Source organism: Micromonospora sp. CNZ309, from assembly GCF_002846525.1.
Map to the genome: position 1 here is coordinate 1,270,240 of NZ_PJNG01000001.1, position 23,247 is coordinate 1,293,486.

Sequence of the window (23,247 nt, forward strand, 5' to 3'; positions counted from 1 at the left end):
TCTCAACGGTGGTACGTGCTCGGGGCGGCATGGTGACCGTCACGGTCTTCGGTGAGGGGGAGGCGTCGTGAGCGTTGGGGTTGCGGTGATCGGGTCGGGCAACATCGGCACCGATTTGATGATCAAGGTGTTGCGGTTGTCGGAGTCGTTGCGGATGGTGGCGATGGTGGGCATCGATCCCGAGTCCGACGGGTTGGCGCGGGCGCGCCGGTTGGGTGTGGCGACGACCGCCGAGGGTGTCGACGGCCTCGTCGGGATGCCGGAGTTCGCGGATGTGGAGTTGGTGTTCGATGCCACGTCGGCGGGTGCGCATCGGCGCAATGACGCGGTCCTGGCGGCGCATGGTCGGCTGGTGGTGGATTTGACGCCGGCGGCGGTCGGTCCGTATGTGGTGCCGCCGGTGAATCTGGATGAGCATCTGGGCGAGCGCAACGTGAACATGGTGACCTGTGGTGGGCAGGCGACGGTGCCGATCGTGGCGGCGGTGGGTCGGGTGACGCCGGTGGTGTACGGGGAGATCGTCGCCTCCATCGCTTCCAAGTCGGCGGGGCCGGGTACGCGGGCGAACATCGACGAGTTCACGGAGACCACGGCGCGGGCGATCGAGGTCGTCGGTGGCGCGCAGCGGGGTAAGGCGATCATCGTGTTGAACCCGGCGGACCCGCCGCTGTTGATGCGCGACACGGTGTACTGCCTGTGCGAGGACGCGGACGCGGATCGGGTGGCGATCGCCGGGTCGGTGGCGGCGATGGTGGCGGCGGTGCAGGACTACGTGCCCGGATACCGGCTCAAGCAGGACGTGCAGTTCGACCTTGTCGACACCTACGTGCCGTCGTTGGGTCGGCACCTGCGCGGGTTGCAGGTGTCGGTGTTCCTGGAGGTCTCCGGCGCGGGGCACTACCTGCCGGCGTACGCGGGGAACCTGGACATCATGACCTCGGCGGCGCTGCGCACGGCGGAGCGGCTGGTCGCACTGCGATCGGCAGCGACGCGCCAGGACGACGCTGGTGGCGACGGTGCGGGTCGGGACGTCGTGGAGGTGACCCGGTGACTGATCTGTACATCCAGGACGTGACGTTGCGTGACGGCATGCACGCCGTCGCGCACCGCTACACGGTGGAGCAGGTCCGCACGATCGCGGCGGCGTTGGATGCGGCGGGGGTGGCCGCGATCGAGGTCGCTCACGGCGACGGGCTCGCCGGTTCCAGCGTGAATTACGGTCATGGTGCGGCCAGTGACGCCGATTGGATTTCGGCGGCGGCCGAGGTGATGACGAACGCGAAGCTCACCACGTTGCTGCTGCCGGGGATCGGCACGATCGCCGACTTGAAGGCGGCGAAGGCGCTCGGGGTGACGAGTGTGCGGATCGCGACGCATTGCACGGAGGCCGATATTTCGGCGCAGCACATCGCGTGGGCGCGGGAGAACGGCATGGACGTGTCCGGGTTCCTGATGATGTCGCACATGAACGACCCGGCCGGTCTGGCCGGGCAGGCGAAGTTGATGGAGTCGTACGGGGCGCACTGCGTCTACGTCACCGACTCCGGCGGCCGCCTGCTCATGTCCGACGTCGCGCAGCGGGTGGACGCGTACCGGCAGGTGTTGGCACCAGAGACCCAGATTGGTATCCACGCCCACCACAACCTGTCCCTCGGCGTCGCGAACAGCGTCGTCGCCGTCGAACACGGCCGCATCCTCGGCGATGCTGCGGCCGGGGCGCAGGCGACGCATGGGCGCACGGTGCGGGTGGACGCGTCGCTGGCGGGGCAGGGCGCCGGTGCCGGCAACGCGCCGCTGGAGGTGTTCGTGGCCGTCGCGGAGTTGCACGGTTGGGAGCACGGCTGTGACGTGTTCGCCCTGATGGACGCCGCCGACGACATTGTGCGGCCGTTGCAGGACCGGCCGGTGCAGGTCGACCGGGAGACCCTGTCTCTCGGGTATGCGGGGGTGTATTCGAGTTTCCTGCGCCATGCGGAGCGGGCGTCGGACAAGTACGGGGTGGACGTGCGCTCGATCCTGGTCGAGTTGGGTCGCCGCCGGATGGTCGGCGGGCAGGAAGACATGATCGTGGACGTGGCACTGGACCTCGCCGGCAAGGAGACATCATGATCGGGCCGGACACCGCCGGTATCGCCGAGCGCCTCGGCGTGGCGGCCGACACCGCCACCGCCATTCCGCAGTTGGCCGCCGAGACCGGCTTGGACGTCGATGCGGCGTACGCGGTGCAGACCGCGCTGATCCAGCGTCGCCTCGACCGGGGCGAGCGTGTGGTCGGGTTGAAGATGGGCCTGACCAGCAAGGCGAAGATGGCGCAGGTCGGCGTGGACGAGGTCATCTGGGGCCGCCTGACCGACACCATGCGCATCCCCGACGGCGGCACCCTCGACCCCACCGCGTTCATCCACCCCCGCGTGGAGCCGGAGGTGGCGTTCCTGCTCGACCGCCTGCCCGAGCCCGGCGAACCCGTCGGCGACTTCACCGACGCCGTGCGCGCCGTCGCACCCGCCATCGAGGTCATCGACTCCCGCTACGCGAACTTCACGTTCTCCCTGCCCGACGTCATCGCCGACAACACCTCCGCCGCCGCGTTCGTCATCGGCGCCTGGTCGCCGGTCCCCGACGGCCTCGACAACCTGGGTGTGCTGCTGGAGATCGACGGGCGTGTCGCGCAGGTCGGCTCGACCGCGGCGATCCTCGGCGACCCCCGCCGCGCGTTGGACGAGGGCATCCGCCTCGCCGGGCGTCACGGCGTGCGGCTGCGTGAGGGCTGGGTGTTCCTCGCCGGCGCCGCCACCGCCGCCGTCCCATTGCGTCCCGGCACCCACGTGCGCGCCGTGGTCGAGAAGCTCGGCACCGCCTCCCTGCGAGCCACGGCATGACCACGAACCACGGCACGACCGCCCGCCACCACACGAGCGCTCAGGCGCGCGTCGTCGAAGGCAAGGCCGTGCCTCGCGGGGCGTTTCCGCACGTCAAGGTCGCCGGCGTCTTCGTCTTCGTCTCCGGCACCTCCAGCCGCCGGCCGGACAACACCTTCGCCGGCGTCGAGGTCGACGAGTTCGGCACCACCAACCTCGACATCCGCGCCCAAACCAGAGCCGTCATCGACAACATCCGAGACCTGCTGCGGACGGTCGGCGCCAACCTGAACGACCTCGTGCAGGTCACCACCTACCTCGTCAACATGAACGACTTTGGCGGCTACAACCAGGTCTGGGCCGAATACTTCGACGCCACCGGCCCCACCCGCACCACCGTCGCCGTGCACCAACTACCCCACCCGCACCTGCTCATCGAAATCCAGGCCGTGGCAGTACTGCCCTGATCTGGCGGCACGTCATCGTCCAGGCTCCGCCTCTCGGTCGAGCCGGGCGAGCAGGGCACTCACCTCGGTGTGCAGGCGGCGCAGCTCGGCGGCCGTCGGCGCCAACTCGTAGCAGTGATGGTGGGCGGCGGCCGACAGGGTCGCCCAGGCGAACGCGACGCGGCGGGCGACGACGACGCCGGGACCGAGCCGGCCGCGCAGCATCAGCTGCTTCGCCCGGCCCTGCCGGCACCCGGCCACCGCCGGCCGGATCCGCCGCCAGTAGGCGTCGATGCCACCCTCGAGGGCGAGCCGGATCAGGCAGGCGCACGCCCGAGGCCACCAGCCGCCGGCGACGGCGGCCCCGCCGAACGTGCCGGCACCGCGCAGCAACTCCTCGGCCGCCGCCAGGCAGCGCTGCGGTTCCGGCGCGGCCACCGCAGCAGCTCCATCCGTGCGGCGCTGCGGCGTCGGCGCGGTCACCGCAGCGCCTCCGCCAGCAGGCGGGCGTCCGCGATCAGGCCCGGCAGGTCCGCCAGGTACGACCCGTGCACGCCCTCCCGGCACGCCTTGTACGCGGCCACCGCCCGTGCCCCATACCGGCGACCAAGGCAGCCGAGCACGTCACCGCCCCGGTCGGCGTCGTCGAACAGGGCCAACGCGAGCGTGGTGGTCAGCCGCCGGGAGGCGTCCACGATGGCCGCCTCGATGTCGTCGTGCGGAACACCGCGCGCCACCCGCTGCCGCCACACCATGCGGTGGCAGGCCGCCTCCACCGCCGAGCGGCACAGCTCCGCCACCACCGGCCCGCGCACCTCGGCGGCGATCTCCTCGTTGCGCGCCAGCGCGTACGCGTCGTCGAGGTAGCGCGTGACCGGATCGGAGGCCGGCCGCAGGGTCACGACCGACCGCTCCGCGCGGGTCACCTCGACGATCCGGGCCCTGCCCACCTCCAGGCGGCGCACCGCGTCCGGCAGCCGGGTGTCGTGGGTGAAGACCACCACCTGCCGCTGCTCGGCCAGCGCGGCGAGCACCCGGGCCAGGCCGTCCACCTTGGCCGGGTCCATGCTTTGCACCGGATCGTCGACGACGATGAACCGGAACGGGCTCTCCGGCGCGCACCCGCGCGGCAGGAACGTCGCCAACCCGAGCGCGTGCATCTCACCCTGGCTCATCACCCCCAGCGCGGTGCCGTTGTCGGCGCCGTCCACGCTGACTGGGAACGCCACCCGCCGCCGCGTGTTCGTCCCCTCCAGGGTCATCGCGCCCAGCTCGACGTTGCTCTCCTGCCGCAGCTGCGCCCAGATCCGCTGCGAGTGCTCCGCGAACGGCGCCACCCGCTCGTTGCGCAGCCGCGCGGCCGTGGACTTCAGCCAGGTCCGCGCCGCCTTGACCCGGGCCAGCGTCGCCTCCCGCTCGGGCAGGCGGGATGCGGCGTCGACCCAGCCGCGCAGCTCGGCCGCCACCCGCCGCCACCCGGTGTCGCGCTGCCGCAGGACCCCTTCGGCGTACGCGCGGGCCGCCTCCGCCGCGGCCACGACGGCCGGATACCGCGCGTCCAGGTGCGCCGCCAGTTCCGCCGGTTCTGCGGGTACGCGCCGCAGCGCCGCCACCGCCCCGCGCAGCCCGTCCAACGGCACCCCCGCCGCGTCTCGCGGCTCGTCCGGCGCCACCTGCGTCGCACCGTGCGGCTCGTCCCGTGGCGCCTCCGTCGCGTCACGCGGTCCGTCCAGCGGCGTTTCCGTCGTGTCGCCCTCCGGCACGGTGAGGTTGTCGACCAGGTGGTGCGCCTGCCGCAGCAGAGCGGCCAGCCGGGCCGCCGCCGACTGGGCGGCGAGACTGCGGTCGCGCAGCTGCGCCAACGACGCGCTGGCGGTGCTGCGCCAGTCCCCGTCGAGGGTGCCGGTGTCGCAGACCGGGCACGGGCCGTCGCCGATGTCCTCGTGGTGCTCGATGGCGAGGCGGAGCAGCTCCGCGCTGCGCAGCGCCGCCAGGTTCCGCCCGCCGTCGTGCCGGTGCGCCTCGGCGGATGCCTCGCGCAGCTGTTCCGCCAGCCGCGTCACCTCCGCCACCGCCGGCACGCGCAGCTCGACCAGTCGCCGACACGACAGCAGCGGCCCGTCGGCGGCGACGTCCTCCGCTTCGTCGAGGATCGCGCCCAGCGCCGCCAGGTCGACGGTGCCGCGCCCCTTCAGCAGTACGGCCGCCCGTCGGGCCCGGTCGTCGGCGACGCCGGTCAGCTCCTCGGCGAGCGCGGCGTGCCGGGTGCGCACCTCCTTGATGGCCGCGTCGACGGGCCGGGCGGCGGCCATCAACCGCTGGTCGGCGTTGGTGATCGCCTCCAGGCCGAGGATCGCGGAGATCGCGTCGAAGAGCTGGCTCTGCGTCCCGGCGGTGAGCCGGCCCAGCTCGGCGGCGGTGAGGAATGGCCGGTACAGCTCCAGCGGGCGGGCCAGCCCCAGCTCCGCCAGGCTCGCGTGCCGACCGTGCTCGCTGGTGACGGTGACCTCCGCGTCGGCGAGTGCCGCGCCGAGCGGCCACGACCGGGTCACCGTCACCGGCTTCGCCGTCCCGTCGACGTGCAGCTGCGCCACGATCCAGCACGGGTCGGGGGAGTGCAGGTTGCGCCAGCCCGTACGCCAGACGCTGTTGCGCTCCGCCCAGCGGGCGCTGTCGCCCGTGAGCGCCAGCTCGACGGCCTCGGCGAAGCTCGACTTGCCGGAGCCGTTGCGCCCGACCACCAGGGTGAGGCCGGGGCCGGGCTCGATCTGGAGGGTGCGTTCCGGGCCGACGCCCCGGAACCCGGCGACGGTGACCGAGGAGAGCCAGATCCGCCCCGCCGGCGCCTCGTCGGTCGGCACGGCCAGGTCCAGGTTGGTCTTCCCGCCGTCGAGCGCGGCGGTCAGGTCGTCCTGGCCGCTCAGCGCGGCGAGCACCAGCTCGGCGGTGTGGTCGGGCACGTCGTCGGCTGCGAGCCGCTCGAAGATCAGCTCGACCAGCGGCTCGGTACGGCGGGCGGGCAGGGCCGGCGTCGTGGGGAAGGGCTGACGGGGGATGGGCATGGTCGTCTCCAGGCGCGTGCTCCCTGGGGGCCGGCGCGGGTGCCGGCCCGCTGCGGGGGAGCGGGGGAGGTGGTTCCGGATGGTGTGGAGCTGATCCGGTGGACGGATCGCAGTGCTGAGCGTCGCTGTCGAGCTGCTTGGTGTAGCTGTGTCAGCAGGCCGGACGGGTGGCGGCGTGGTCCGTCAGGCGGTAGGTCACCGGCACGCCGGTCTGCCGGAGGATCAGGCCGGGGCCGACCCAGGACGGGAACGACACCGTGGACGGAACGGCGATGTGCTGGGCAGCGAGAACCACGATCATCTCCCAAGGTGAGAAGTCAGCGGTGTGGTCAGCTGGCGACGGTGGTGTGCCAGTCGCGGAGGAACGCGTCGACCAGCGCGTGCGCGCGGGGGCGTACGTCGAAGGGCTCGCCGAGCCGGCGGCGGGCCATGTGGGACAGGCCGTCGGCGGCCTCGTTGAGGGCGTGACCGCTGTGCCCCTTGACGTGCGCGAAGGACAGATCCGGTCGCCGGCCGACCAGCTCGGCGAGCCGGACCAGGGTCGGCTCGGCCGACGAACTGCGCGGGCGAAGGCTGTAGCCGGCCGGCATGGCGTCGGCCTCGCCGGCCTGCCAGCGGTGCAGGTACCGCAGGGCGGCCAGGCTGTCCAGCAGCACGGTCATGCCGGCCGGCGCCTCGTCGTACGCGGACAGCAGGAAGTCGACCGCCCGCAGCTCGTTGATCAGCACACGCGACGGACCCGTCGGGTCCAGCCGGCTGGTGCCCCGGCTGCGCAGGCCCCAGTGGCCGTCGCTGACGACGTACGCGATGCCGCCGGCGCGACCCTTCCAGCTCGCGTCGGTCGCGGCGACGAGCGGCGCGGACGTCCCCGCCCAGCGACCGACCCGGCCGCGACCGTGCTGCTGGTCCGGCTGCGACCGGCAGGTCGACCCGTGCCGGGCGGCCTCCTGCTCCGCCGTGTCGAGCAGTTGCCGGGCGGAGGCGATCTCGTCGTAGTGCGCGGCGGTGAGGGCCAGCCGCACGGCGTCGCCGATGCGCTGGCAGTCCTCGCAGCGTGTGACGCGGGCGTAGGCGCGTAGCGCGACGGCGCGCTCGTGCAGGGGAGTGGGGAGCAGGTCCAGGGCGCGCAGGAACTCATCGGGACGCACGGACGCCTCCTGACTCTCGTGGGTGGGAGATGACTCAGAGGACCTTGATCGAGTCGACCTGGAGCAGCGGCACCGTCGTCTCGCCGCCGATCTGGGTGTCGTAGCTGAAGGCACTGAGCACGGTGACGTTGGCGCGGAAGATGTCGTCCTCCACCAGGTTGTCGAGGTCTGCCGCCGACCCGGTGAGGAGCGTGTTCGTCTCGTAGTCGTACTCGTCGGCCATCCGCCGGTGCGCGACGTTCGCCCGGAAGGTGTCGACACCCGTCGCGGCGTCGAACTGGGTGACCCGGCCGAACACCACGTAGGTCCTGCCGACGTACGCGTCGGGGTTCTTGGCGATGAGCTTCCACTGCCGCTCGCTCAACGTCTTGTAGGAAGGCGGCTTGGGCTTGGGCGGGGGAGTGGTCTTCGTCGGCGCCGCGCTGGTCGGCGCGGTAGTCGTGGGAGCAGCGCTGCTCGGCGCGGCCGTGGTCGGGGCGGCGCTGCTCGCGGCGGGCGACGTGGAACTGTTCAGGCGGGCGGCCGAGTCGTTGCCGTCGCCGGCGGTCGCGCCGATGACGACGCCGGCGGCGAGGGCGATGACGAGGGCGAGGCCACCGACGGCCCAGGTCCGGACGTGGGACCGCCGCGGCGCGGCGGGGGCCCCGAGCGCGGTGTCGGCCTGCGGGACGGTGCCTTCCGGGATCGGTACGGCGGCGACGGCCGGCGAGTCCTGCAGCGGCGGGTACGGCTCCCGCGCCGGCTGGTCGGTCGGCTCTTCGGACGGCCTCGGGGTGGTCGGATCGGTCACGACGGTTCTCTCCTGTGAACTGCGGCGGATGGGAGCGGGACGCCGGGAGACGAGGGGCGGGCGGAACACCCGCCCCTCGCCGAGGCGGCGGGAGGTCAGCTCAGGGCGACGTCGACGCCACCCGAGAAGGCCGAGTCGTGCAGCTCGAGCTTGGTGAGCTTGACGTTCTTCGGGATGTCGAAGACGACGACGCCGGTGACCTGGTTGCCGGGGTTGATGTCGTTGAGGAACGTCTCGGCGTTCTTGTTGGCGTAGATGGCGGCGCCGGTGTCGGAGGAGTACTCGGTGCCGTCGGCCGCGTACGCCTTCTGGCTGCTGCCGTCGAACATCTGCGCTTCCTTGCCGATGTTCTTGACGTTGATCGTGACCAGGCAGAACTGGCCCTGCGCCTTCTCGCCGAGCACGCTGTCGCCGACCTTGGTGACGCCGCACTTGGACGACTTCACCGTGAACTCGAACTTCCCGTCGCGGGCCGGCTGGCCGATCGTCGCGGTCTTCGCCGCCTTCTCCTCGCCCTTGGCGGCGCTGTCGCCACCCGAGCTGCTGGTCTCGTCGGTGGAACCGGCGCCGCAGCCGAGCGCGACGAGGGCGGTGGCGGCCAGGGCGAGGGTCGTGGTCTTGCGCATCGAGGTCCTCCTGATGTGTGAACGGTGGCGGCGTCAATGAGAGCATCATCTGTGAACCGTGTCAACGGACATGATGCTTGACGGGTGTGGCACACTTCGGAGGTGCAGGTGAACCCGACCATTACGGCGGCGGAGATCGCCCGGCTCGCCGGGGTGGGTCGCGCCGCCGTCAGCAACTGGCGGAAACGCCATCCCGACTTCCCGACTCCGGTGGGTGGCACCTCGGCCAGCCCCGAGTTCGACCTCACCAAGGTCGAGCAGTGGCTGCGGCGGCAGGGCAAGCTCCCCGAGCTGTCCCGGGTCGACCGGCTCTGGCGCCACCTCGCCGCCGCCGGGGAGACCCCCTCGACCGGCCTGGCCGCCGTCGGCGCACTGCTGCTCGCCCGGCAGCGCGGCGGACGACCGCGCCGTGGCCACACCGACACGCCCGTCGTCGCCGACCTGCGACCGGAAATCGAGGCGCTCGCCGACGAACTGGGGCCACAGGTCGCCTTCGACGAGCTGTGGCAACGCTTCTCCGCGCCCGGCCCGGGTCGCCCGTGGGCCACCCCCGACGAGCTGGCCGACCTGATGGTCGGGCTGTCGGGCGTCGGCGGCGGCTCCGTCCTCGACCCTGCCGCCGGGTCCGGTGCCACGCTGCGGGCCGCCGTCCGGGCCGGTTGTGTCGCGGCGTACGGGCAGGAGCTCGACGACGACCTTGCCCGGTTGGCCGGGCTGTGGCTCGCCCTGCGTGAGGTGCCCGGCGAGGTGTGCCCCGGCGACTCACTGCGCGCCGACGCCTTCGCCGACCGCACCGTCGACGCCGTCATCTGCCACCCACCGTTCGGCATCACGAACTGGGGCAACGAGGAACTCGGTTACGACCCCCGCTGGGAGTACGGCATCCCGCCGCGTACCGAGCCGGAGCTGGCCTGGGTACAGCACGCCCTGTCCCACCTGCGCCCCGGCGGGCACGCCGTGATCCTGATGCCGCCGGCGGCTGCCGGGCGTCGTGCGGGCCGGCGGATCCGCGCCGAGCTGCTGCGCCGCGGTGCGCTGCGCGCCGTCATCGCACTCCCGAGTGGGGTGGCCGCGCCGCACGGCGTACCGCTGCATCTTTGGGTGTTGCGACGGCCCACGGCCGACGCGCCTGCACCGGCGCGGGCGCTGCTGGTCGACGCCGCGGCGGGCGACCTTCCCGACCTCTCGGCGCGGGTCCTGGCCGCCTGGCGGGCTTTCACCGCCGCACCCGACGCCGAGGTCGAGGAGGCCGGCTTCGCCCGCGCGGTGCCGGTCATCGAGCTGCTCGATGAGGAGGTCGACCTCACCCCCGCCCGCCGGCAACCCGCCGTCGGCGGCGAGCAGAGCGGCGAGCATCTGGTACGCACCAGAGAGCGGCTGGCCGCCATCGTCGGCGACCTGCCGGCGCTGATGCCGCAGGTAGCGCCCGCGCCCGACGGGGCGGCACCGCTCGTCGTCACGGTCGCCGAGTTGGCCCGCAGCGGCGCGTTGCAGCTGATCGGCCCCATCCGGGCCAACTCGTCCTCAGACGTCGTCGGATTGACCGGCGGGCCGCCGATGCTCACCGTGCAGGACGTGCTGGCCGGCGTCGACGCCTCCGGCCAGGCCGACGACCGCCTGGGCCAGGAGATCCCCCTGGCGGAGGGCGATGTCGTGGTGCCGATGATCGCCCGCACGCTCACGCCTCGGGTGATCACCGCCGAGGGTGCCCTGCTCGGTCGTAACCTCTACCTGCTGCGTCCCAACCCGGCCGCGCTCGACCCCTGGTTCCTCGCCGGGCAATTGCGCACCTCGGCCAACGAGAAGCAGGCGTCGAGCCTCTCCGGGACCCTGCGTTTCGACATTCGGCGGGCCCAGGTGCGCCGCCTGCCGCTCGACGAGCAACGGGCGCACGGGGAGGCGTTCCGGCGCCTCCACGCCTTCGAGTCGGCAATCCGACAGGCGGCGTCGCTGGGGGCCGAACTGGTCCAACTCACCGCGGACGGCCTCGCGCGTGGATCACTCCAGGCTGAGCAGCGGTCGAGCGGTAATCGACCGAGCCGGTAAGGGACCAATCGCCGTCCCTGCTGACGAAACGGGCTCCTCATCCGCACCGGGTGGGGGACTGCACCGCTTCAGGGCAGCGGCCATACTCCTCCACTTAAGGCAATCGAAAGGAACCTGGTGAGTACCAAGCACCAAGAGCTCGCGAACTTCATCTGGTCGGTGGCCGATCTGCTGCGCGGCGACTACAAGCAGTCCGAGTACGGCCGGGTCGTCCTGCCGCTGACCGTGCTGCGGCGACTCGACTGCGTGTTGGAGCCGACGAAGGACGCGGTGCTTGCCAAGCACGCCCAGCTCAAGCAGCTCGGCGTGCAGAACATGGACCCGGTGCTCCGCAAGGCCGCCGGGCTGTCGTTCTACAACACCAGTGAGATGTCGTTCCGCAAGCTGCTCGGCGACCAGGACCACGTCGCGCTGAACCTGCGCGCCTACATCGGCGGCTTCTCGCCGGGCGCGGTCGACGTGCTGGAGAAGTACGGCTTCGACACCCAGATCAGCCGGCTCGCGGAGGCGGGGCTGCTCTACCAGGTGGTTGCCAAGTTCGCCGACATCGACCTGCACCCCGACGTGGTGTCCAACCACCAGATGGGTTACGTCTTCGAGGAGCTGATCCGCCGCTTCTCCGAAATCAGCAACGAGACCGCCGGCGAGCACTTCACCCCGCGCGAGGTCATCAAGCTGATGGTCAACCTGCTGCTCGCCCCCGACGAGGACGACCTTGTCACGCCCGGCATCGTCCGCAAGATCTACGACCCGGCCTGCGGCACCGGCGGCATGCTCAGCGAGGCCCAGGACCACATCCAGGCGCACAACCCGCACGCCACCGTCGAGGTGTACGGGCAGGAGCTCAACGGCGAGACGTACGCGATCTGCCGCTCGGACATGATGCTCAAGGGTGGCGACCCGACCAAGATCGCCTACGGCAACTCGTTCAGCCAGGACGGCCACGAGAGCGAGCGCTTCGACTACATGCTCGCCAACCCGCCGTTCGGGGTGGAGTGGAAGAAGGTCGAGAACTACATCAAGGCGGAGGCCGCGCGCGGCCACGCCGGCCGCTTCGGTGCCGGCCTGCCCCGGATCAACGACGGCTCGCTGCTCTTCCTTCAGCACATGATCTCGAAGATGAAGCGCCCCGAGGACGGCGGCAGCCGCCTGGCGATCGTCTTCAACGGCTCACCGCTGTTCACCGGCGCGGCCGGGTCGGGGGAGTCGGAGATCCGCCGCTGGATCCTGGAGAACGACCTTCTCGAAGGCATCGTCGCGCTGCCGGACCAGCTCTTCTACAACACCGGCATCTCCACGTACTTTTGGATTCTCAGCAACCGCAAGGACCTGGCCCGCGCACGCAAGGTCGTGCTGCTTGACGGCCGTGACTACTGGACCAAGATGCGCAAGAGCCTCGGCGACAAGCGCAAGATGCTCACCGACGAGCACATCGCCGAGCTGACCCGAACGTACGTGGACGCGCTGTCCATCGCGGACGACCTGGAGCACCCGCAACACGCCAAGGTGAAGGTCTTCAGGACCACCGACTTCGGCTACCAACGGATCACCGTCGAGCGCCCGCTGCGGCTGCGCTTCGATGTTACCGAGGAGACGGTCGCCCTGCTGGCGGAGGCGAAGGCGATCCTCAAGTACGCAGAGCGGGAGTTGCTGCTGGCAGGGGCAAAGTCGCTGATCGGTACGTCGTCCGCGACGCGCGCCGAGTTCGCGATGAAGCTGAACGGGCTGGGGAAGTTGCCGGCGGCGGTGGAGAAGGCAGTGTGGGAGGCGTTCTCGGTCAGCGACCCGGAGGGGGAGGTGCAGACCGACCGCAAGGGCAAGCCGCTGCCGGACACCGACCTGCGCGACAACGAGCACGTGCCGCTGGACGAGGACATCCACGACTATCTCAAGCGGGAGGTGCTGCCCCACGTGCCGGACGCTTGGCCCGATGAGGCCAAGACTAAGATTGGGTACGAGATTCCCTTCACCCGACACTTTCACGTCTATACACCTCCCCGTCCGCTCGCCGAGATCGACGCGGAAATTGGGGTACTTGAGGGAGAGATCCAAGCACTGCTCGCCGAGGTGACGGAGTGAGCGCTGCCCTTGCCTCTGGTATTCCTTGGCTGGAGAAAATGTCTAACCGTTGGCCAATCGTTCCGCTGCGTCTCGTGGCTCGGATGGGGACTGGCCACACTCCGGACCGCAACAAACCCGAATATTGGGAAGACTGCCACATCCCATGGGTAACTACGCCGGACGTCACAAGCCGGCCGGACGCCACCGCCCCATTGATGGACACCGAACAGAAGATTAGCAATCTTGGTCTAGCGAATAGTGCCGCTGTCCTGCATCCGGCCGGCACTGTGATGTTGAGTCGCACCGCATCCGTGGGTTACTCTGCCCTTATTGGACGCCCGATGGCAACCACTCAGGCCTTTGTCACGTGGACTCCCCGCCCCTCGCTTGAGCCGCGGTACCTGCTCCTTGTGCTCAGGGCCATGGCTCAGGAGTGGGACCGCTTAGCGTACGGCTCAACCCACAAAACGATCTACATGCCGGATCTTGAGTCTCTGCGCATACCGTTGCCTCCGATGCAGGAACAAAGACGCATCGCGGACTTCCTGGAAGGCGAGATTCGGCGGCTGGAACGTGCTGCTGCCTTGAAAGCCTCCCTGAGGTCGCTACTTCGTGAGCGTATTGATGCTGTTCGAGACATCGGCCTCGACGAGTTCCGTGCAAAATATGGGGAGGCCCCGCTTAGGCGCGTAATTCGCGGGATCGAACAAGGTGCGAGCCCCGTCTGTGACTCGACACCCGCCGCAGCCAGTGAGTGGGGTGTCCTCAAGTTGAGCAGTGTTAAGCGAGGGCAGTTTTACCCACACGAAAATAAGAAGCTAGTCGGCGGCGCAGCCTTCGCAAGGTTTGAAGTCCGCGACGGCGATCTCCTGGTGACACGAGCTAACACTCCAGACCTTGTCGGCGATGTTGCAGTCGTCCGTGGGAACGTTGCAAAGAGGCTGCTTCCTGATTTGGTTTACCGAGTGCGACTGTCGGGCATTGTCGAAGCTGATTTCGTGGCTGAGGTGCTACTTGGCGGGCGTGTCCGTAGCCTTATTGAGGCGACCGCTCGCGGCTCCTCTCAATCAATGGTCAAGCTGCGGGGTGAAGATATCAAAAGCTGGCCAATTCCAAATGCGGAAGCCAGGGCTCAGAACGAGTTCGTCCGCCGGATGCGGATAGAGGCTGAGCGGGTCAAAGCGCTTGATGAAGCAATTTTGCGTCAGCAGGAACTCATCACCGAGCGGCGGCAGGCGCTGATTACCGCAGCGGTCACGGGACATATGGACGTTACGACGGCGCGGCGGGTGAACGCATGAGTCAGGTCGGACAGGAGCGGTCCTTTGAGGGGAGGATTGAGGGCTCGCTTCTGGATATGGGGTGGCTGCCCGCGGCGGCCAGCAACTATGACCCACAGGTGGGCGTGGATGTAGCCGAGCTGTTTGCATTCATCGGCGCGACCCAGCCGGACCCGTGGGAAAAGCTGCTGGCGTACCACGGCAACGACCCGGACGTAGCGCAGCGACACTTCGCCCAGTACCTCGCCCGGCAGATTGACGAGCGGGGCCCTCTCGACGTCCTCCGTCGCGGCGTCAAGGACAAGGGCGTCCTGATCCGCCTCGCCTACTTCAAGCCCGCCCATGCCATCACCGACGACGCGCTCAAGCTCTACCGCGCCAACCGCCTCACCGTCACCCGCCAACTCGCCTACTCGACCAGTAACAACAACACTCTCGACCTGGTCCTCTTCGTCAACGGCATCCCGCTCGCCACGGCCGAGCTGAAGAACCCGCTGACCGGCCAAACCGTCGAGGACGCCAAGGAGCAGTACCGCAAGACCCGCGACCCGAAGGAACTGCTCTTCGCCCGGCGTACCCTCGTGCACTTCGCCGTGGATCCCGACCTGGTCTTCGTGACGACGAAGCTGGCGGGGGAGAAGACCCGGTTTTTGCCCTTCAACACCGGCTCGGACGGGCCGGGTGTCTCTGGCGGCGCCGGCAACCCGCCGGCCGGCGACAAGGGTTACCGCAGCTCCTACCTGTGGGAGCAGATCTGGCACCCGGACACCTGGATGGACCTGGTGCGGCGGTTCCTGCACACCGACAAGGAGTCGCGGAGCCTGATCTTCCCGCGCTACCACCAGTGGCACGCGGTCACCCAGCTCACCGACCACGCGGCCCGCCACGGTTCCGGCCACAACTACCTGGTCATGCACTCGGCCGGGTCGGGCAAGTCGAACACCATCGCCTGGCTGGCGCACCGACTGTCCAGCCTGCACACCGCGCCGGTGGTCGACGACGAGCGGCTGCGTCCCAACGAGCCGGTCTTCGACAAGGTCATCATCATCACCGACCGGGTGGTGCTGGACCGGCAGTTGCAGGACACCGTCTTCCAGTTCGAGCACGTGCCCGGCGTCGTGCAGCGGATCGACAAGGACTCTGCCCAGCTCGCCGCCGCGCTCCAGGGCGAGACCGCCAAGGTGGTCATCACCACCATGCAGAAGTTCCCCTACATCCTCGACAAGGTGCAGGGGCTCCGCGGTAAGCGGTTCGCCGTGATCGTCGATGAGGCGCACTCGTCGCAGTCCGGCGACTCGGCCGCCGCGCTGAAGAAAGTGCTGCTCAAGCTCGGCAGCGACGACGTCGACGAGTCCGGTGACCTGCTCACCGCCTCCGCGCTGGCCCGGGGCCGGCACGAGACGCTGTCGTACTTCGCGTTCACCGCCACGCCGAAGCCGAAGACCCTCGAACTGTTCGGCACGCCGCACCCGGTCACCGGGAACCCGCAGCCGTTCCACACGTACTCGATGCGGCAGGCCATCGAGGAGGGCTTCATCCTCGACGTGCTGCGCAACTACGTGACCTACAAGTCGTACTGGAAGCTGGCCAACGCCAACCCCGACGACCCGGACGTCGACCCGAAGAAGGCCGGCGCACAGCTCGCCCGCTTCGCCAGCCTGCACCCCACGATGCAGGCACAGAAGGCGGAGATCATCGTCGAGCACTTCCGCAAGCACACCGCGCCGCGCCTCGGCGGTCGCGCCAAGGCCATGGTGGTCACCGGCTCCCGCGAGGCCGCCGTCCGCCTGCACATCGCCATCAAGAAGTACGTCGACATGCAGGGCTACGTCGGCTGCGACTCGCTTGTCGCGTTCTCCGGTGAGCTGGAGGTCGACGGCGTCGAGCACACCGAGGCGCGGGTCAACGGGTTCAGCGAGGGCGAGCTGCCCGAGAAGTTCGGCTACACCGCCGCCGACGACAAGCACGCCGGCACGCCGAGGGCCAAGCAGGACACCGAGTACCGGATCCTGGTCGTCGCCGAGAAGTACCAGACCGGCTTCGACCAGCCTTTGCTGACCACGATGTACGTCGACAAGCTGCTCAAGAGCGTCGCCGCCGTGCAGACCCTGTCCCGGCTCAACCGGACCCACCCGCTCAAGGCCCAGGGCGACATCTTCGTCCTCGACTTCGTCAACGAGGCCGGCGACATCGCCGAGCAGTTCAAGCCGTACTTCGAAACCGCCGCCACCACCCCCACCGACCCGAACCTGCTCTACACCGCGCAGAACGCGGTCATCGGTTATCCGGTGCTGGTCGACTCGGAGATGCAGGCGTACGCCGAGGCGCTGCTCGCTGCGGAGCGCAAGGCGACCAGCGACACCGGCCTCCAGCGGGCGCACGCCGCTCTCTACCGCTTCACCGAGCCGGCCGTCGACCGCTACAAGGCCCTCGCCGCCGACGATCCCGAGGCCGCCGACGGCTTCCGGTCCGCGCTGCGCGACTACACCCGGATGTACGCGTTCCTCAGCCAGGTCGTTCCCTACCACGACGAGGACCTGGAACGCCTCTACCTGTACGGGCGGGCGCTGCTCAACCGGCTGCCCCGGCGGCAGGACCCGTCCGTCGACATCGGCGAGGTGCAGCTCACCCACCTGCGGGTCAGCAAGACCGGCGAGCACGACGCGTCGCTCACGCCCGAGGGCGAGCAGATGCTTCCCGGCTTCGTCGGCGGCGCGGCGGGCCGGCAGCACGACCCGGAGAAGGTCGCCCTGTCCGAGCTGATCGACGCGTTCAACGACAAGTTCGGCATCGGGCTGGGCGAGTCGGACAAGGTCTGGGTTGAGCAGCAGATCGTCGCCCTCGCCGAGGACGGCACCCTCGAAGCCGCCGCGATGGTCAACGACGAGAGCAACTTCGGCGTCGTCTGCGACAAGCGGATCGAGGACGTGATCCTGTCCCGGCACGACGACAACGGCAAGCTCATGCAGCGCTACCTCGATGACGACAGCCTGCGGTCGCAGCTCAACCAGTTCGCGCGCCGGCAGGCGTACCAGATGATCCGCCGCCGCAAGGGCATCGCCTGAGCGGTCATCCGCGCCGGACAAGCGGTGAGTCGAACCCCTCTGAGAAAGGCAACGTCTCGTGACGTCGTCGGAGAACTACGTCCACCTGTGGATCGCCAGTGACGCGAAGACCACAGCGGTCGCGTTGACCGAGGTGGGGGTCAGCGGGCGGGCACGGGTGCACGAGTGGGGCAGCGTCACCGACGTCAGCCCCGACGCCCCCATGAGCCGGGAGGCAGCGAACCGGCGGGCGTCCCAGCAGATGATCCTGATCGCCGTCGTCTCGGGCGGCATCTGCCTGGCGGGTGGAGCGCCGTACGCCGGGGTGATCTTCGCGGTCGCCTTCGTCCTTGGCGCCTTGGTCATCGCCGGCGCGATCAGGGCCGAGCAGCAGGGCATAATCCGCACGCCGGACTTGCGCAGTTTCCCCGACATCCACCGACTGCTGACCACGCCGCAGGAACAGCGCTCCTTCCGGGCGCTGGTCACGCTCGCCGAGCGGGTGGGCCGGACGCTCCCCGCACTCGACGAACTGGTGGAGCCCAGCGAGGCCGGTGAGCTCCTGGCGCAGGCGCTCTGGGACGGTGCCAAGAACCTGGCGCGCAAGCAGGACATCCGGGCGGTCCGCGACGACCTGCGGCGGCACGAGAAGGACACCACGGACGAGTCGAGCCGCGCGTACCGGGACTTGAAACACCAGCGGCAGCAGGCCGACGCACTGTGGAAGGAAGTCAACGGCGAACTGGCGACGCTCGTCGGGCAACTGACCGCCGCCGCTGAGGCCGGAGAGCGGTTCATCCGTGACCGTGAGCTGGACGAGACGCTTCAGCGGACCGAGAAGGCGCTCGCTGAGCTTGTGGTCGACCCGATGTCGGGACCGTCGGGTGCGAGCGAACAGCTCGCGGACGAGACGACGGCTGTGCTCGACGCCTACCGCGAACTCAACGACTTGTACGGCGGCAAGCACTGACGGTATCGACGACGAGGCCAGTAGACCGATTGACCTGGGGGTTTGATGCGGGCGCAGGACCGCGTGGCCGACCGCTACGAACTCACGTACGCGGTCGGTCGCGGTGGCATGGGGGAGGTGTGGGCCGGCTTCGACGAGAAGCTTGACCGGCCCGTCGCGATCAAGTTCCTCCGCAAGCTCTCCATTCCGGACGGCGAGCGGGAGAACGCGGTCGAGCGGTTCATGCGGGAGGCACGGGTCACCGCCCGGCTCGACCATCCCGGGGTGCCCAGCGTGCACGACGTCGGCGTTCAGGGCGACGACATCTACATCGTCATGCAGCTCGTGCCGGGCATGCTCCTCTCCGACCTGGTTGCGGAACGCGGCTGGCTCTCCGTGCCGTGGGCCGCAGCGATCGGGGCGCAGATCTGCTCCGTCCTGGCGACGGCGCACGCCGCCTCGCTGGTGCATCGCGACCTCAAGCCGCAGAACCTGATGGTGACACCCACCGGCTCGGTCAAGGTTCTCGACTTCGGGGTGGCTGCGCTGCTCGGCCCGGCAGACGTACCCCGACTGACCGCCACCGGCCACACCCTCGGCACGCCCACCTACATGGCGCCCGAGCAGGCGTTGAACAGCACGGTGGGCCCGAGGGCGGACCTGTATGCGCTCGGCTGCGTGCTGTTCGAGCTGCTGACCGGCAACCCGCCCTACCGGGCGGACAACCCGCTCGGCATGCTGCACCGGCACATGAACGACCCCGTCCCCTCTGTGACGGACCACCGCGCCGGCGTACCGGACGTGCTGGCGCAGCTCGTGGTGCGGATGCTCGCCAAGGACCCGCAGCACCGTCCCGGCTCCGCCGCCGAGGTGTACGAGATCCTGATGCCGCTCGGTGCCGTCGAGCCGGACCTTGCCGCCGACCGGGCAACGACGGTCGCGGACGGCCAGCGGGTCGATCCGACGATGCCCTACCGGTACCCCTTCGGTCCGCTGCCACCCCGGGCGCCCTTAGCCCCCACGAAGATCGACGTGGTGCGGCCCCGCAACGCTCCGGAGGTCATCCACGTCCCCTCTCCCGACGAGTTGGCGGAGGTCGAGGAACGGGCCTGGGAACTTGCCGAGGAAGAGCGGTTCACCCAGGCGGCCGAGCTGCTGGAGACGGCGCTGCGGCCGATCCGCAAGGCACACGGCGCAGCCAAGCAGCCGAGGATCCTTGAGCTGCGCGTCAACCTGGCCAACTTGTACGTGCTCGCCGGCGCGTTCCGGCAGGCACTGCCCGAGTTCCAGCGGCTGATCCCCGACCTGGCCGCGCGACCGGTGCCCGACCAGGAGCTGATCTGGCACTGCCGGCAGCAGGCGGCTGTCTGCCAGGCGGAACTGGGCGAGGCTGCCGCCGCGTTGGCTGAGCTGCGCTCCCTGCTCGCCGAGGAACAACGGGGGATGCCCCCGGATGCCGCAGAGTTGTTCCCGTTGCGGCAGCAGATCGCCATGCTCGCCGCCGGGCTCGGTGACGTGACAGATGCTCGGCATCAGCTGACTGACCTGCTGCGAGACGTCACTGATTGGTACGGGCCCGAGTCGTCCGCTGCGGAGGAGATCGCGGTGCTGCTCAGGCACCTTCTCCGGCTGGGCGAGAACCTGCTCGATGGCACGAACGGACGGAGTGAGGGGCGATGAGCACGGTCGAGCTGGAGGACGCCCTCAAGCAGTGCGTCGAGCGGGTGGCGCGCTTCCGCCGTCAACACCAGCGCATCGGTGAACAGAACACCAAGGCGGGGCTCATCGAACCCGTCATCGGAGCGCTCGGGTGGGACCTGTTCGACCCGGACGAGGTGCACCGGGAATACCGGCGACGCGGCCCGGACAACCCCGTCGACTACGCCCTGCTCCTTCTTCGTACGCCACGGCTGTTCGTCGAGGCCAAGGGCCTCGGGGAGAATCTCGACGATCCACGATGGGCTAATCAGACCATCAGCTACGCCGCGGTGGCCGGTGTCGAATGGGTGGCGTTGACCGATGGCGCGGAGTGGCGGATCTACAACGCCCATGCGCCCGTACCCATCGAGCACAAGTTGTTCCGCGCCGTCCGATTGGAGGACAGCCTCGACGACACCGCGCAGTTGCTGTCGTTGCTGAGCAAGGAAAACATGCGGGACAACCGCATCGAAGAGCTTTGGAAGGGCTACTTCGTCGACCGACAGGTCCATGGTGAGCTGCTCGAATTGTTCGGGGATGGAGAGCCGGCGGCGGAGCTGGTGGCGATGTTGGACCGTCGCCTTTCGAGACTTACTCGGGACGAGATTCGTGCCAGCCTCATCCGTGTTCGTGCCACCTTCGACTTTCCGTCGTCGGCGGCCTCCACCGGCGTTGCGTCTGTCAGCCCTCTTGGTGCTGTGGAACACGTCGAGGCGGTGCCCGTCGTGCCTCCGACGGTGGCCCCCGCGTTGCCTCAGCAGCAAACTCCGGTCCGCCCTGCCAAGAGCCGTTCGCACAAGCGGCCGGTGTCGGAGGGGGAACGCGCGCTGAAGGTGATCGACTTGATCCGGGCCGGCCGGCTGCGCCCGGGCAGCAGACTTTACGGGAAGTACCTCGGCAAGCAGTACGTTGCCGAGATGCTGGCGGATGGCTGCATCCGCTACGGCGGGCGGACCCTCGGCTCCCCGAGTGCGGCCGGCGAGGCAGTGAAGATCGAGGTGCACGGCCCTTCGATCACAGCTACCCGCCGAGCCACCGACGGGCTCGACTTCTGGTCTGCGGAGGATGCCCGCGCCGGTGACGTGGTGTCGCTCAAGGAGATCCGGCGACGCCTCGCGACTGAGGGGGAGGCATGAAACAGCCGCTGACCCTCGCGGAGATCCTCGCGGTCCTGAGCGATCCGCAGTCCGTCACCGACCTGAAGCGGTACTTCGGGCACGCAGGCGAATCGGCTTTCACTGGTGGACAGTTCGAACGACTCGGAGGCGGTGGCGACCGGCCGGAGACCTACAACCTCGTCACGGCGGAGGACCTGATCGCGGTCGAGCTGCTCAGTGTCCGGGTGCCGCCGCGCACCGCCTTGGACCTGTTGCAGGGCGCGCTCGGAGAGGCGGTGTCGGCGGAACTGGGCGAGATACCGACGACCGTTGCGCTGGGCCACCCCGGCGCCTTGCCTCTCGTCGAGAAGGGGCAACCCGCCTACAGGGCGTGGCGGTTGCTGCGGAAGGCCGACGGGATCGGCTGGGTGGTGGCAGGGAAGCTGCTCGCCCGCAAGCGGCCTCACCTCGTACCGGTCTACGACGAGGTTGTCGCCTGCGCCTTCCGTACGAGGAAGGACTTCTGGCGCTGGCTGCACGGCCGTCTGGGGGAGCGGGACGGGATCCTCGCCGAACGGCTCGCCGATCTCCGGCGGCAAGCCGAACTGCCGGACACCATCTCCCTGCTCCGGATCCTCGACGTGGTCATGTGGATGCGTCACCGCGACGAGCACACCGGCTACCGATGCCCGGGCGTGCGGCTTCCTACGAGCGGCCGTTAGCGTTGCGCCCCTGGGGCTGTCGGGGGTCGTAGCGGCCCTCCAGATACGCGATGAAGCGTTCTGGATGTTGAATGTAGGTGCTGATCGTGGACGGCCTGTGGTTGCCGGCGGCGAGGAGTGCTTGGTGATACTTGGCCAGTTCCTGCCGAAGTTCGTCGGTCGTCCAACTCCGCGGTGTCATAGCGCCATCATGTAGCTTGCGGTGGCATTCGGACAGCAGTGATTCGGTGGGCGTTGGTTCAGGACGTCAGGTGCCCGCCCTTCACTCTGCTGACGAAGGTCTCCCAGGCATCCGGAGCGAAGGTCAATGCTGGCCCCGAGCTGTTCTTCGAGTCGCGGACGGCGACGATGCCAGGGAGGTTGGTGGCGACCTCGACGCAGTCGCCGCCGTTGTCGCCGCTGCGGGTGCTCTTGCGCCAGACGGCGCCGGTCAGGTCAGTCATGTCGCATCTCCCCGATGAGCCGCTTGATCATGTCTCTCGATTCTGCCTCGCCGAGGGCGAGTGCATCCAGGCCCCTCCAGACGCGGTCGTAGGCGGCCATCTCGTCGGGCTTGTCGAGGTAGAGCGCTCCTGTCAGGGACTCGCTGTAGACGACGGATGGTTCTGGGGCGGCGCGACCACCCTTGGTCGGTGGAAAGTCGAGGATGACGAAGGACCCGGCTACCGCGCCGGGCTGAGGCCCCGCTGCCAGCGGCAGCACCCTGACCGACACGTTTGGGAGGCCCGAGAGTTTGATGAGCTGGTCGAGTTGGCGGCTCATCACCTCGGGACCGCCGAGAACCCGCCGGAGCACCGCCTCCGACAGCACGGCATCAAGTCGGGGTGCCGCCGGTAGCCGTCGGACGAGAAGTGCCTGTCGCTGAAGCCGAACCTGCACCGCCCGTTCGCGTTCTTCGTCGCTCAACCGCCCGCCAAGACGGTAGAGGGCGTGGGCGTACTCCTTGGTCTGAAGGATTCCGGGGATCAGCGACTCGTCGTACCGGCGGAGGTGCGCGGCGGCGGATTCCAGGCCGACGTACAGCTCGAACCAGCTCGGGACCGCGTCGCCGTACGCGTGCCACCAGCCCTTGGACTTCGTCTCCGTGGCGAGCCCGCGCATGGCCTCGGTCATCTCGGCGGACACCCCATACAGCTCGCACATCGCCTTGACGTCGAGCACCCGGACCGGGCCCATGCCGCATTCGATCCGCCAGATCTTCTGCCGGCTGTATTCGAGGGCTTCGGCGGCGGCGTCGAGGGTCACGCCCGCCTCGGTGCGGTACTGGCGTAGCAGCCGGCCGAGTTGCCGGCGCGGCACGGTCGATCCGACATCCTCGGTCACCCAACACTCCCTGATTCCATCGCGCAACACTGCGTCACTCGGTCATGTAACAGCTATCGGTGGCAGGAAAGAAAGTCAATACCTCAGGGAAGAATTC

General features: G+C 69.3%; 20 protein-coding genes. 12 read left to right on the forward strand and 8 right to left on the reverse strand.

Features of this window, described 5'->3' with window-relative positions; genetic code table 11:
- The first annotated feature begins 67 nt into the window (after positions 1–67).
- The 4 genes from CLT72_RS04940 to CLT72_RS04955 are packed head-to-tail and all read left to right on the forward strand — an operon-like array spanning position 68 to position 3,325.
- Positions 68–1,051 (forward strand): acetaldehyde dehydrogenase (acetylating), encoded by a 984-nt coding sequence (locus CLT72_RS04940; protein WP_350822797.1) that lies wholly within the window; start codon positions 68–70, stop codon positions 1,049–1,051.
- Positions 1,048–2,109: a 4-hydroxy-2-oxovalerate aldolase gene (dmpG, locus tag CLT72_RS04945; RefSeq protein WP_101409720.1), complete on the forward strand. Its 1,062-nt coding sequence runs from the start codon at positions 1,048–1,050 to the stop codon at positions 2,107–2,109. The genes CLT72_RS04940 and dmpG overlap by 4 nt, the downstream gene beginning before the upstream one ends.
- The gene (locus CLT72_RS04950; protein ID WP_101409721.1) at positions 2,106–2,879 is read left to right on the forward strand and encodes a 2-keto-4-pentenoate hydratase; all 774 of its coding nucleotides are present in this window, start codon (positions 2,106–2,108) and stop codon (positions 2,877–2,879) included. The genes dmpG and CLT72_RS04950 overlap by 4 nt, the downstream gene beginning before the upstream one ends.
- On the forward strand, positions 2,876–3,325 hold the full coding sequence (locus tag CLT72_RS04955) for a RidA family protein (RefSeq protein WP_101409722.1): 450 nt from the start codon (positions 2,876–2,878) through the stop codon (positions 3,323–3,325). Before CLT72_RS04950 ends, CLT72_RS04955 begins: the two co-directional genes overlap by 4 nt.
- Positions 3,326–3,337: 12 nt before the next feature.
- On the opposite strand, the gene CLT72_RS04960 is transcribed toward CLT72_RS04955, so the two are convergent.
- The 6 genes from CLT72_RS04960 to CLT72_RS04980 form a co-directional block, all read right to left on the reverse strand.
- On the reverse strand, positions 3,338–3,742 hold the full coding sequence (locus tag CLT72_RS04960; protein ID WP_101409723.1) for a hypothetical protein: 405 nt from the start codon (positions 3,740–3,742) through the stop codon (positions 3,338–3,340).
- Positions 3,743–3,783: 41 nt separating this feature from the next.
- Complete coding sequence (locus CLT72_RS04965) at positions 3,784–6,366, reverse strand: AAA family ATPase (RefSeq protein ID WP_101409724.1); 2,583 nt, start codon at positions 6,364–6,366, stop codon at positions 3,784–3,786.
- 151 nt (positions 6,367–6,517) lie between these two features.
- A complete protein-coding gene (locus CLT72_RS31815) occupies positions 6,518–6,667 on the reverse strand; it encodes a hypothetical protein (RefSeq protein WP_158241968.1) in 150 nt (49 codons plus the stop codon).
- Between the two features lie 28 nt (positions 6,668–6,695).
- Positions 6,696–7,514 (reverse strand): ribonuclease HI, encoded by an 819-nt coding sequence (locus tag CLT72_RS31490; protein ID WP_158241969.1) that lies wholly within the window; start codon positions 7,512–7,514, stop codon positions 6,696–6,698.
- 34 nt (positions 7,515–7,548) lie between these two features.
- Positions 7,549–8,304 (reverse strand): hypothetical protein, encoded by a 756-nt coding sequence (locus CLT72_RS32155; protein ID WP_199184481.1) that lies wholly within the window; start codon positions 8,302–8,304, stop codon positions 7,549–7,551.
- A gap of 95 nt (positions 8,305–8,399) precedes the next feature.
- Positions 8,400–8,930 (reverse strand): DUF4352 domain-containing protein, encoded by a 531-nt coding sequence (locus CLT72_RS04980; protein WP_101409725.1) that lies wholly within the window; start codon positions 8,928–8,930, stop codon positions 8,400–8,402.
- A 108-nt stretch (positions 8,931–9,038) separates the two neighbouring features.
- Between CLT72_RS04980 and CLT72_RS04985 the strand changes: the two genes are divergently transcribed.
- The 8 genes from CLT72_RS04985 (at position 9,039) to CLT72_RS05020 (ending at position 21,827) form a co-directional block, all read left to right on the forward strand.
- Positions 9,039–10,976, forward strand: a complete 1,938-nt coding sequence (locus CLT72_RS04985) for an N-6 DNA methylase (RefSeq protein ID WP_486484183.1) — start codon at positions 9,039–9,041, stop codon at positions 10,974–10,976.
- 117 nt (positions 10,977–11,093) lie between these two features.
- Positions 11,094–13,055: an HsdM family class I SAM-dependent methyltransferase gene (locus CLT72_RS04990; protein ID WP_486484184.1), complete on the forward strand. Its 1,962-nt coding sequence runs from the start codon at positions 11,094–11,096 to the stop codon at positions 13,053–13,055.
- Between the two features lie 38 nt (positions 13,056–13,093).
- Entirely contained in the window at positions 13,094–14,338 is a 1,245-nt protein-coding gene (locus tag CLT72_RS04995) for a restriction endonuclease subunit S (protein WP_101414943.1), read from the forward strand.
- Positions 14,339–14,436: 98 nt separating this feature from the next.
- Positions 14,437–17,382: a type I restriction endonuclease gene (locus tag CLT72_RS05000; RefSeq protein WP_199184483.1), complete on the forward strand. Its 2,946-nt coding sequence runs from the start codon at positions 14,437–14,439 to the stop codon at positions 17,380–17,382.
- Between the two features lie 58 nt (positions 17,383–17,440).
- Positions 17,441–18,331, forward strand: a complete 891-nt coding sequence (locus tag CLT72_RS05005; RefSeq protein WP_101409729.1) for a hypothetical protein — start codon at positions 17,441–17,443, stop codon at positions 18,329–18,331.
- Between the two features lie 45 nt (positions 18,332–18,376).
- Positions 18,377–19,990: a serine/threonine-protein kinase gene (locus CLT72_RS05010; protein WP_101409730.1), complete on the forward strand. Its 1,614-nt coding sequence runs from the start codon at positions 18,377–18,379 to the stop codon at positions 19,988–19,990.
- On the forward strand, positions 19,987–21,144 hold the full coding sequence (locus CLT72_RS05015; protein ID WP_101409731.1) for a restriction system modified-DNA reader domain-containing protein: 1,158 nt from the start codon (positions 19,987–19,989) through the stop codon (positions 21,142–21,144). The genes CLT72_RS05010 and CLT72_RS05015 overlap by 4 nt, the downstream gene beginning before the upstream one ends.
- Positions 21,141–21,827 carry a DUF6308 family protein gene (locus tag CLT72_RS05020; RefSeq protein ID WP_101409732.1) on the forward strand — a complete coding sequence of 229 codons (687 nt, stop codon included), beginning with the start codon at positions 21,141–21,143 and terminating at the stop codon, positions 21,825–21,827. The genes CLT72_RS05015 and CLT72_RS05020 overlap by 4 nt, the downstream gene beginning before the upstream one ends.
- Before the next feature lie 239 nt (positions 21,828–22,066).
- Here the strand turns inward: CLT72_RS05020 and CLT72_RS05025 are convergent, their stop codons facing one another.
- Together CLT72_RS05025 and CLT72_RS05030 are read right to left on the reverse strand one after the other, a co-directional pair.
- Complete coding sequence (locus CLT72_RS05025) at positions 22,067–22,270, reverse strand: DUF397 domain-containing protein (RefSeq protein ID WP_089000499.1); 204 nt, start codon at positions 22,268–22,270, stop codon at positions 22,067–22,069.
- On the reverse strand, positions 22,263–23,150 hold the full coding sequence (locus CLT72_RS05030; RefSeq protein ID WP_101409733.1) for a Scr1 family TA system antitoxin-like transcriptional regulator: 888 nt from the start codon (positions 23,148–23,150) through the stop codon (positions 22,263–22,265). The genes CLT72_RS05025 and CLT72_RS05030 overlap by 8 nt, the downstream gene beginning before the upstream one ends.
- Between the last annotated feature and the right edge of the window lie 97 nt (positions 23,151–23,247).

Excerpts from the sequence above, each read along its gene's own strand:
- CLT72_RS04950 (WP_101409721.1), top strand. The coding sequence starts at position 2,106 with ATGATCGGGCCGGACACCGCCGGTATCGCCGAGCGCCTCGGCGTGGCG.
- CLT72_RS04955 (WP_101409722.1), top strand. The coding sequence starts at position 2,876 with ATGACCACGAACCACGGCACGACCGCCCGCCACCACACGAGCGCTCAG.
- CLT72_RS04965 (WP_101409724.1), bottom strand. The coding sequence starts at position 6,366 with ATGCCCATCCCCCGTCAGCCCTTCCCCACGACGCCGGCCCTGCCCGCC.
- CLT72_RS31815 (WP_158241968.1), bottom strand. The coding sequence starts at position 6,667 with ATGATCGTGGTTCTCGCTGCCCAGCACATCGCCGTTCCGTCCACGGTG.
- CLT72_RS04980 (WP_101409725.1), bottom strand. The coding sequence starts at position 8,930 with ATGCGCAAGACCACGACCCTCGCCCTGGCCGCCACCGCCCTCGTCGCG.
- CLT72_RS04995 (WP_101414943.1), top strand. The coding sequence starts at position 13,094 with ATGTCTAACCGTTGGCCAATCGTTCCGCTGCGTCTCGTGGCTCGGATG.
- CLT72_RS05010 (WP_101409730.1), top strand. The coding sequence starts at position 18,377 with ATGCGGGCGCAGGACCGCGTGGCCGACCGCTACGAACTCACGTACGCG.
- CLT72_RS05015 (WP_101409731.1), top strand. The coding sequence starts at position 19,987 with ATGAGCACGGTCGAGCTGGAGGACGCCCTCAAGCAGTGCGTCGAGCGG.
- CLT72_RS05020 (WP_101409732.1), top strand. The coding sequence starts at position 21,141 with ATGAAACAGCCGCTGACCCTCGCGGAGATCCTCGCGGTCCTGAGCGAT.
- CLT72_RS05025 (WP_089000499.1), bottom strand. The coding sequence starts at position 22,270 with ATGACTGACCTGACCGGCGCCGTCTGGCGCAAGAGCACCCGCAGCGGC.